The organism is Candidatus Streptomyces philanthi (assembly GCF_059553635.1).
In genome coordinates this window covers 1-9,419 of sequence record NZ_JCANQV010000232.1, presented here as the reverse complement: position 1 = coordinate 9,419, position 9,419 = coordinate 1, and the positions used below count along the sequence as shown (strand labels likewise).

Here is a 9,419-nt window from a genome sequence, read left to right as displayed (position 1 = left end):
GCGCCCCCTGCGCCGACCCGCTGCTGCTGCCCGTCGCCGTCCTCCTCAACGGCCTCGGCCTGGTGATCGTCCACCGGCTCGACCTCCAGACCCCGCAGGACCACGCCGCGCCGACGCAGCTGGTCTGGTCGGCCGCCGGGCTCGCCCTGTTCACCGTGGTCGTCGCGGGACTGCGCGACCACCGGGTGCTGCGCCGCTACGCCTACCTCAGCGCGGCCGTGGCCCTGGCGCTGATGACCGCGCCGGTCGTCCTCCCCGCCGTCAACGGCGCCCGCATCTGGCTACGGATCGGACCGCTCTCCCTCCAACCGGGCGAATTCGGGAAGGTGCTGGTCACCGTCTTCCTCGCGGCCTCCCTCGCCGCCAACCGCGAGGCGCTGGCCCGCACCGGGCGCAGGGTGTGGCGGCTGCGGTTCCCCTCCGGCCGGCTGCTCGGCCCGGTCGTCGCGGTCTGGCTGCTGTGCGTCGTCGTCCTGGTCCTGGAACGCGATCTGGGCGCCGCGCTCCTCTTCTTCGTCCTCTTCGTCGCGATGCTGTACGTGGCGACCGGCCGCACCGGCTGGACGGCGATCGGCCTGCTGCTCGCGTGCCTGGGCGCGGCGGCGCTGGGGACGCTGGAGCCCCATGTCCACGGGCGGGTCGAGGACTGGCTGCACCCCTTCGCCGGGCCCGCGCCGGGACAGCTCGCCCAGTCGCTGTTCGCGTTCGCCGCCGGAGGGCTGACGGGCACCGGGCTCGGCCGGGGCGACTCGGTGCTCATCGGCTTCGCGATGAAGTCCGACTTCGTCCTGGCGACGGTCGGCGAGGAGTTGGGCCTGGCCGGCCTGACGGCGCTGCTGCTCCTCTACGCCGTGCTCGTCGCCCGCGGCTACCACGCCGCCGCCGGGCTGCGCGACCCCTTCGGCACACTGCTCGCCGTCGGTCTCGCCACCCTCCAGGCCCTTCAGGTCTTCCTCGTCGCGGGCGGGGTGAGCGGACTGGTCCCGCTGACCGGGATGGCGCTGCCGTTCCTCGCGCAGGGCGGCTCGGCGGTCGTCACCAACTGGCTGGTGGTGGCGCTGCTCGTCCGCCTCAGCGACCGCGCGCGAACGCCGGAGGCCGTGGACTCCCCCGCCGGACGCCGCCCGTGATCCGCCACACCCGTCACCTCGCCGCCGTCGGCCTGCTGCTGCTCCTCGCCCTGCTGGCCAACGCGGCGCGGGTGCAGGTCCTCCAGGCGGACGCCTACGGGCACCACCCCGGCAACCGCCGTACCGAGATGTCCCGTTACGCGCAGCCGCGCGGCGCCCTGCTCGTCGGCGGCCGCCCCGTCACCGGCTCGCGCGACAGCGGTGGCCGGCTGCGGTACGAGCGGACCTACACCGACGGCCCCCTCTACGCCCCGGTCACCGGCTACTCCTCCCAGGCGTACGGGACCTCCCTGCTGGAACGCGCCGAGGACAGCGTCCTCTCCGGCTCCGACCCGCGGCTCACCGCCTTCCCCTGGTGGGACAGGATCACCCGGTCCCGCAGACACGTCGGCGATGTCGCCACCACCATCGACGCGGTGGTGCAGCGCGCCGCGTTCGGCGGGCTGGGGCGGCGGAAGGGGGCGGTGGCCGCGATCGAACCGGGCACCGGCCGCGTCCTCGCCCTGGCCAGCACCCCCTCGTACGACCCGGGCGAACTGTCCGGCAACGGCCGCTCGGTGGCCGCCGCCTGGCAGCGGCTGACCGGCGACGACGAGCGTCCGCTGCTCAACCGGGCGACCTTGAAGACCTATCCGCCCGGCTCGGTCTTCAAGGTCGTCACCGCGGCGGCCGCGCTGGAGAGCGGCGCGGTCACCCATGTCGACGACCCCACCAACTCCCCCGACCCGTACCGCCTGCCCGGCACCGCGACACTGCTGGGCAACGCGACGGACGACTGCGAGGACGCCAGCCTGCGGGACGCGTTCCGGGTGTCCTGCAACACCGTCTTCGCCCGGCTGGGCAACCGGATCGGCGCGGGCGCGCTGGTGCGGACGGCCCGGGCGTTCGGCTTCAACGACCGGGACCAGCGCCTCCCGTCCCCGGTGGCGCCGAGCCGTATCGACACACGGATGGACCCCTCGCAGGTCGCGCTCTCCGCCATCGGCCAGTACGACACGGCGGCGACCCCGCTCCAGATGGCGATGGTGGCGGCCACGGTCGCCAACGGCGGGGAGCTGATGCCGCCGTACCTCGTCGACGAGGAGACCGACGCCGGGGGCGGCCTCGTCGCCGTGCCGCCGCGCCGGCCCCCGCGGCGGGTGGTCTCCGCCGCCACCGCGCGGCAGCTCCAGGACCTGATGACCGACGTCGTCGAGCACGGCAGCGGCCGGCAGGCGGCCCTGCCGGGCGCCACCGTCGGCGGCAAGACCGGGACCGCGCAGCACGGGGTGGACAACGAGGGGACACCGTACGCCTGGTTCATCTCCTGGGCCCGGTCCCAGGGCGCGGGCCGCCCCGCGGTCGCGGTGGCGGTGGTCGTCGAGGACGCGGCCGCCGACCGGGCGGAGATCAGCGGCGGCGGCAACGCGGCGCCCGTCGCCCGCGCGGTGATGACGGCGGCCCTCCGGGAGGAGAGGGAGCGGCGGGAGCGGGGTGGTGGGGTGGGGTGGCCGCGGTGAGAGGGGTTTCGTACGGGGGCGGGGCGTCGTCACGTACGGGGGGGTGCGGCTCTGCCGGAACCGCGCCCACCGCAACCACCGGCTCACCTGCACCGGCATGCCCCTCCGCCCCCACCGGAACCACGCGCCCCCGCATCTCCCGATGCCCCTCCCCCGGGCACCCCCGCAGTGCCCCAGGGCCCTCTTCTCACCCCTTCCCCCGCCCGCCACAATGGCCCGATGGCCGACACCACCCGCGCATCGGGCACCGCAGAAGCCTCCGTCACCCCCTCCGTCCTCCTCTCCCTCCCCGAGGTGGAGGCGCTGGCCCGGCGGGCGCACGCCGGGCGCACCGACAAGGCCGGGCGCCCCTACGTCCGCCATCTCGCCGCCGTGGCCGCCGGGGTCCGGGAACGCGGCGGCAGTACGGAGCAGATCGCCGCGGCCTGGCTGCACGACGCGGTCGAGGACGGCGTGCTCTCCCCCGGCGAGCTGGACGAGGCGGCGCTCACCCCGGCGACGAAGGCGATGATCCTGGCGCTCACCCGCCACGAGGACGAGCCGGTGGAGTCGTACACCGCCCGCGTCCTCGCCGTACCGGGCGCGCTGCTGGTCAAGGAGTCCGATCTGGCGGACAACTCCGACCCGGCCCGGCTGTCCCTCCTGGACGGGGCGACCCGCGAACGGCTGACCGCGAAGTACGCGCGGATGCGGGAGCTGCTGGGCCTCACCCCCTGAGCGCGGCGTCCCCGCGTCCACTCCCCGGACGCCGCTCCGCGACGGCGCCGGGCGCGGCTACCCTCCGCCGTATGCCTCTTCCGCAGCCCACGGAACCGCGAACGGACCGGGTGATCGCCGCGCTGGACGGCGTCGGCGTCCGCCGGTACACCACCGGCCAGGTCATCCTCGACGGCATCGACTGGACCGTACGCTCCGGCGAGCACTGGGCCCTGCTCGGCGCCAACGGCGCGGGCAAGACCACGGTGCTGCGCCTGGTCGGGGCGCTGATGTTCCCCACCACCGGCACCGTCGAGGTGCTCGGCCACCGCCTCGGCTCGGTGGACGTCCGCGAACTGCGCGCCGTGATCGGCCTGGTCTCCGGCGCCCAGACGGTGCCGCAGGACGCGACGGCCCACACGGTCGTCCTGACCGGCGCCACCGGGACCGTGCAGCCGCTGTGGCGCGCGTACGACGCCGCGACCCGGGCCCGCGCCCACACCCTGCTCGCCGAACTCGGCTGCGCCGAACTCGCGGACCGCCCGTACGGCGTGTGCTCGGGCGGACAGCGGGCCCGCGTCCTGATCGCCCGCGCCCTGATGGCCGACCCGTCCCTGCTGCTGCTCGACGAACCGTTCAACGCCCTCGACCTGCCCTCCCGCGAGGACCTGATCGACGCGCTGCACCACCTCGCCCTCGGACGCCCGGAGTTGGCGACGGTCACCGTCACCCACCACCTGGAGGAACTGTCCCCGGCCATCGGCCACGCACTGCTGCTGCGGGACGGCCGCGTCCAGGCCCTCGGCCCGGTCGCCGACGTCCTGACCGGCGCGCGGATGACGGAGTGCTTCGGCCGCCCGATCGAGGTGTCCCGGCACGAGGGACGCTGGACGGCCCGGTCGGGGCGCCGGACGGGCGGGCAGGCCCGGACGGGTGAGGAGCCGCTTGCGCCTGCCAGGTGACCGCCCGGATGCCGCGTTTCGGCCGGCGCGGGCGTCGGTACAGGGAGCGGCAGCGGCATCCGACGACGCCTGGAGGCAGCCATGCCCACGATCACCCCCCATCTCTGGTTCGACACCCAGGCCCGGGAGGCCGCGGAATTCTATGTGTCCGTCTTCCCGAACTCCGCCGTCAAGAGGATCACGTACTACAGCGAGGGCGCCCCACGCCCGGCCGGCACCGTCCTGACCGTCGACTTCGTCCTCGACGGCCAGGAGTACACCGCGCTCAACGGCGGACCCCAGTTCACCTTCGACGAGGCGATCTCCCTCCTCGTCCCCTGCGCCGACCAGGCCGAGATCGACCACTACTGGGACCGCCTCTCCGAGGGCGGCGAACAGGGCCGCTGCGGCTGGCTCAAGGACCGCTACGGCCTCTGCTGGCAAATCGTCCCCACCGCCCTCCGCACCCTCCTGACCGGCCCCGACGAACGCCGCGCCCAACGCGCCACCCAGGCCCTCCTGGGCATGCGCAAAATCGACATCGCGGCGTTGAACGCGGCGGCGGACGGGGGGTGAGGGGCTGGCGGGGCAGGTACGGTCCTTCTCGGCCATCGCGGGCAAACATCCGTATGGCGCCGGAGGCATTGTGAGGGCCAGTCACTCACGAAAGGCCGCGCACACTTACGCACCCGCCCGTCACGAGTGCCAGTTGAGCCTGCGCAGACCTTCGATTTCACCTCGGGCGAGTCGGACAAAAAGTTCGGCGATCTCCCCTTCGCCCACTTCTTCCCTCTCGCCACATTCACCGGCGTCCTCATTCTCGACGTTTTCCCAGATGACCGGACCCGAGGCCGAATGCCTCATTGCGGCGCGCCGATTTCCGCCGCACGGCATTGATATCGTGACCGATGGGGGTCGCGCCCCACCATGCGCATGGTCATCCAGCGCCCCAAGCCGAGGAGCTGACGATGATCCGGAATCCGCGCCGGCCCGCCCTGGCCGCTGCCCTCGCCCTGGTCGTCGGCAGCGCGCTCGCGGCATGCGAGGGCGACGAGCCCCTGGACTACCAGGCCAGATACACCAGCCACCGGCCCCTGCGCGTCACCGGCTCCCCTTCCACCGGCAGCCTCGAAACGGTGCAGCGGATCGTCTGGCGCCTCGCCGACAAGGACGCCGACGGGTTGGCCACCCTGGACACGGAGAGGGGCGGTGACTCCGTGGCGCGCGCCTGGGTCAGGGCGTACGCCAAGGACGCCCGGGGTGAGGTGACGGCGGACTTTCTCGACGAGGGTTCCGTGCGCCAGGACGTGGTGCTCCACTTCGCCACGTCACGCCGCACCCAGGAGCTCACCGTCCGCATCGGGGACGACGACGCCTGGGGCGTGGTCCTGGACAATCCGGACCCTGCTCCGGAGTCCCGGTGAGTACCTTCCGGGAAACCGTGCGGCCCTTCGCGCGGGGAGACTGACCGGGAGAGGGGGTGGCCGCGGGGCCCGGCGTCACCGTGCCGACGCTGCGGAAGCGTCATTCATCAGGTGTGCGCCTCCCCGGAAGAGGATTCCTCCCCCCGGCCGATCGTCTGCGCCACCTCCTCGCCCCGGGCCTTCTCCTCCGCCGCGAAGCGCTCCGCGTCCAGGCGTTCGGCGATTTCCTCGTCCTGGGTCATGAGGAGGTCGAGGTTGGCGTCGCCGAGTTCGAAGACGCCCATGTCGGCGTAGGCGCGTTGGAGGGGTTCGCCCCACAGGCCGATGTCCTTGACGCAGGGGACGATGCGGCTGAAGAGGGCCTTGCGGAACATCTGCGTGTAGGGGGAGTTCTCGGTGATGCCGGCGGCCTCGGCCTTGGGGATGCCGAAGTTCTCCAGTACCTCGGTGCCGCGCAGGCGGTCGCGCATCAGGTAGCAGCCCTCGATGACGAATTCCTCGCGTTCGCGCAGTTCGGCCCGGGTGAGGCCGCGGTAGTAGTCGCGCAGGGCCAGGCGGCCGAAGGCGACGTGGCGGGCCTCGTCCTGCATGACGTAGGCGAGGATCTGCTTCGGCAGCGGCTGGGTGGTGGTGTCGCGGATCATGCCGAACGCGGCCAGGGCGAGGCCCTCGATGAGGACCTGCATGCCGAGGTAGGGCATGTCCCAGCGGGAGTCGGTGAGGGTGTCGGAGAGCAGGGCCCGGAGGTTGTCGTTGATCGGGTACAGCATGCCGATCTTGTCGCGGAGGAAGCGGCCGTAGATCTCGGCGTGCCGGGCCTCGTCCATGGTCTGGGTGGCGGAGTAGAACTTCGCGTCGAGGTCGGGGACGGCTTCCACGATGCGGGCGGCGCACACCATGGCGCCCTGCTCGCCGTGGAGGAACTGGCTGAACTGCCAGGAGGCGAAGTGCTGCCGCAGATCACCGCGGTCCTTCGCGGTCATGCGGTCCCAGTGGCGGGTGCCGTACACGGCCATGGCCTCGTCGGGGGTGCCGAGGGGGTTCTTGGGGTCGACGGGCAGGTCCCAGTCGATGCGGGTGGTGGCGTCCCACTGCTTGTCCTTGCCCTTTTGGTAGAGGGCGAGCAGGCGGGCGCGGCCTTCGTCGTAGTCCCAGGTGAAGCGGGCCTCGCCGGTGGCGGGCACCTGCCATACGGGTCCGCCGGGGTCCTGTACGTACAGCTCGCGGGTCGACACGGTCGCCTCCTCGGGGGCCACACGACGATGCGGCCTCCTCGGCAGGCTCACACGCCTCTTACCGGCGGGTCAAGAACTGTGCGCAGGGGATTGACGCCCTTGCTGACAGGTAGTCTCATAAGGCGATACCGACGGTAACTCACGAGCGAGGTGCCCCAGCCATGACCCCCGCGACGACCGCGCCCTCCTTGCCGGACACCGACGTCCTGCGGGACGCCCTCGGGCTGCTCAAGGACCGGGAGCAGGTGGCCGAGCGGCTGCTCGACGCCTCCGCCAGGCACTCCTTCGACCCGGACACCGAACTCGACTGGGACGCGCCGCCGGAGGACGGCAAGTGGTTCTGGCCGCCGGAGCTGGTATCCCTCTACGACACCCCGCTGTGGAAGCGGATGTCCGAGGAGCAGCGGCTCGATCTCGCCCGGCACGAGGCCGCCTCGCTCGCCTCCCTCGGCGTCTGGTTCGAGATCATCCTGATGCAGCTCCTCGTGCGGCACATCTACGACAAGTCCCTGACCAGCGCCCACGTCCGCTACGCGCTCACCGAGATCGCCGACGAGTGCCGGCACTCCATGATGTTCGCCCGTCTGGTCCAGAAGACCGGCGCGCCCGCGTACCCGGTCTCGCGCCTCAACCACAACCTCGCCCGCGTCCTCAAGACGATCTCCACCACCCCCGGTTCGTTCGCCTGCACCCTGCTCGGCGAGGAGATCCTGGACTGGATGCAGCGGCTGACCTTCCCGGACGACCGGATCCAGACCCTCGTCCGCGGGGTGACCCGCATCCATGTCGTCGAGGAGGCCCGGCACGTCCGCTACGCGCGGGAGGAGCTGCGCCGCCAGATGGTCACCGCCCCGCGCTGGGAGCGCGAGTTGACGCGCGTCAGCTGCGGCGAGGCGGCGCGGGTGTTCTCCATCGCGTTCATCAACCCCGAGGTCTACCGCAACGTCGGGCTGGACAAGCGCGAGGCGGTCGCCCAGGTCCGGGCGAGCGGCCACCGCCGCGAGGTGATGCGGTCGGGCGCGCGCCGGCTGACCGACTTCCTCGACGACATCGGCGTCCTGCGCGGGGTGGGCCGCCGGCTGTGGCGCAGCTCCGGGTTGCTCGCCTGACGCCGCGGCGCCCCCGCGTCACGCCTGTACGGTGTCGAACCGGGGCCGGTTACGCTGCTGTTCATGAACGGCAGCGGCCCCGCCCCGGCAGTCCCCAAACCCGCCTACCGCAGACTCAGCGTCGAGCAGCGCCGCAGCCAGCTCCTCGCGGCGGCGCTGGACCTCTTCTCGCGCCGGGCCCCCGAGGACGTGTCGCTGGACGATGTCGCGGCCGCCGCCGAGGTCTCCCGTCCGCTGGTCTACCGCTACTTCCCCGGAGGCAAGCAGCAGTTGTACGAGGCCGCTCTCCGCAGCGCCGCCGACGTCCTCGAAAGCTGCTTCACGGAGCCGGAGTCCGGCCCGCTCACCTCCCGTCTGTCCCGGGCCCTCGACCGCTATCTGTCCTTCGTCGACGAGCACGCCGCCGGGTTCGGCGCGCTGCTGCGGGGCGGCAGCGTGGTGGAGACGTCCCGTACGTCCGCGATCGTGGACGAGGTGCGGCGTGCCGCCGCCGAGCAGATCCTGCGCCATCTCGGCGAACCGGAGCCGGGCGTACGGCTGCGGATGGCGGTCCGCACGTGGATCACCGCCGTCGAGGCCGCGTCGCTCATCCGGCTGGACGAGGGCGGGCAGCCGCCCCGCGACGAGCTGCGCGACTGGCTGGTCGACCACTTCATCGCGCTGCTCACCGCGACCGCGGCCCGCGATCCGCAGACCGCGCGGGCGGTCCGTACGACGTTGTCCCTGGAGACGCCGGGCGGGCCGGTGGACGACCTGGTGCGGAGGGTGCTGCCGGTGCTGGGCGAGCGCTGAGGGGCGGGGGCCGCGCGGCCGTCCCCCGGTGTGACACTGAGGGCGTGCGAAGCGAGAACACGCCCTTCATCGGCGGCCCGCTGGACGGGCGGACCCTGCCGGTCCTGGTCGGTGCGACCGGCCGGCCCCCGAAGCGCTACGAGGTCCCGGTGCCGCACGACGACGGGCGGCCGCCGACGGTGCATGTGTACCGGCTGGCCCCGGGCCCGGCCGGGCGCCTGGGGCTGCCGCGCGGGTGGGTGTACCGGTACGACCCGGAGGGCGGCGGTCCGCGCTTCCCGTTCCCCCGGTTCTGGAGGAAGGGCGGCTGAGGCGTCCGCACTGAGTGCCCGTCATCTCCTCCGTCCGTGCCGCCACTCGGTCACCGTACGGCGCTCCCGTCCCCTCTCCCCCGGCTTGGTCCGAACCATTGACAGTAGTGGTCTAGTCCTGTTGGCTGCCTGCCCAGGAGCCGCCCCGTCCTTCCGGCCCGCCCCTCCCGAGGGGCGGCTCCGCCCGCTCGGCCCGCGCGTTCCCCCCTCCGTTGCGTCGTCGACCGAAGGAGCAGCCCGATGCGTCCTGGCGCACCCCACTCGGACCCCACCCGTCCCGGC

At 73.0% G+C, this 9,419-nt stretch carries 10 protein-coding genes; 9 read left to right on the top strand and 1 reads right to left on the bottom strand.

Translation table 11 applies throughout. The features are described from left to right. From AC51EU_RS22655 to AC51EU_RS22630, 6 genes are all read left to right on the top strand, one after another. Positions 1-1,130: FtsW/RodA/SpoVE family cell cycle protein (locus AC51EU_RS22655; RefSeq protein WP_496268873.1), on the top strand; the 1,130-nt coding region annotated here is incomplete at its 5' end. Continuing rightward, the gene (locus AC51EU_RS22650; RefSeq protein ID WP_496268872.1) at positions 1,127-2,629 is read left to right on the top strand and encodes a penicillin-binding transpeptidase domain-containing protein; all 1,503 of its coding nucleotides are present in this window, start codon (positions 1,127-1,129) and stop codon (positions 2,627-2,629) included. The genes AC51EU_RS22655 and AC51EU_RS22650, both read left to right, overlap by 4 nt. Before the next feature lie 219 nt (positions 2,630-2,848). Then, positions 2,849-3,346, top strand: a complete 498-nt coding sequence (locus AC51EU_RS22645) for an HD domain-containing protein (RefSeq protein WP_496268871.1) — start codon at positions 2,849-2,851, stop codon at positions 3,344-3,346. 71 nt (positions 3,347-3,417) lie between these two features. Beyond that, positions 3,418-4,287, top strand: coding sequence for an ABC transporter ATP-binding protein (locus tag AC51EU_RS22640; RefSeq protein ID WP_496268870.1), 870 nt, complete (start codon positions 3,418-3,420; stop codon positions 4,285-4,287). An 81-nt stretch (positions 4,288-4,368) separates the two neighbouring features. Then, positions 4,369-4,842 (top strand): VOC family protein, encoded by a 474-nt coding sequence (locus AC51EU_RS22635; protein ID WP_496268869.1) that lies wholly within the window; start codon positions 4,369-4,371, stop codon positions 4,840-4,842. Positions 4,843-5,234: 392 nt separating this feature from the next. Continuing rightward, on the top strand, positions 5,235-5,690 hold the full coding sequence (locus AC51EU_RS22630) for a hypothetical protein (protein WP_496268868.1): 456 nt from the start codon (positions 5,235-5,237) through the stop codon (positions 5,688-5,690). Between the two features lie 107 nt (positions 5,691-5,797). Here AC51EU_RS22630 and AC51EU_RS22625 read toward each other — a convergent pair whose 3' ends face one another. Continuing rightward, a complete protein-coding gene (locus AC51EU_RS22625; RefSeq protein WP_496268867.1) occupies positions 5,798-6,925 on the bottom strand; it encodes a ferritin-like domain-containing protein in 1,128 nt (375 codons plus the stop codon). 161 nt (positions 6,926-7,086) lie between these two features. Between AC51EU_RS22625 and AC51EU_RS22620 the strand changes: the two genes are divergently transcribed. From AC51EU_RS22620 to AC51EU_RS22610, 3 genes are all read left to right on the top strand, one after another. Next, on the top strand, positions 7,087-8,034 hold the full coding sequence (locus tag AC51EU_RS22620; protein WP_496268866.1) for an AurF N-oxygenase family protein: 948 nt from the start codon (positions 7,087-7,089) through the stop codon (positions 8,032-8,034). Positions 8,035-8,097: 63 nt separating this feature from the next. Beyond that, complete coding sequence (locus tag AC51EU_RS22615; RefSeq protein WP_496268865.1) at positions 8,098-8,826, top strand: TetR/AcrR family transcriptional regulator; 729 nt, start codon at positions 8,098-8,100, stop codon at positions 8,824-8,826. A 44-nt stretch (positions 8,827-8,870) separates the two neighbouring features. Then, positions 8,871-9,137 carry a DUF8847 domain-containing protein gene (locus AC51EU_RS22610; protein WP_496268864.1) on the top strand — a complete coding sequence of 89 codons (267 nt, stop codon included), beginning with the start codon at positions 8,871-8,873 and terminating at the stop codon, positions 9,135-9,137. Positions 9,138-9,419: the final 282 nt, after the last annotated feature.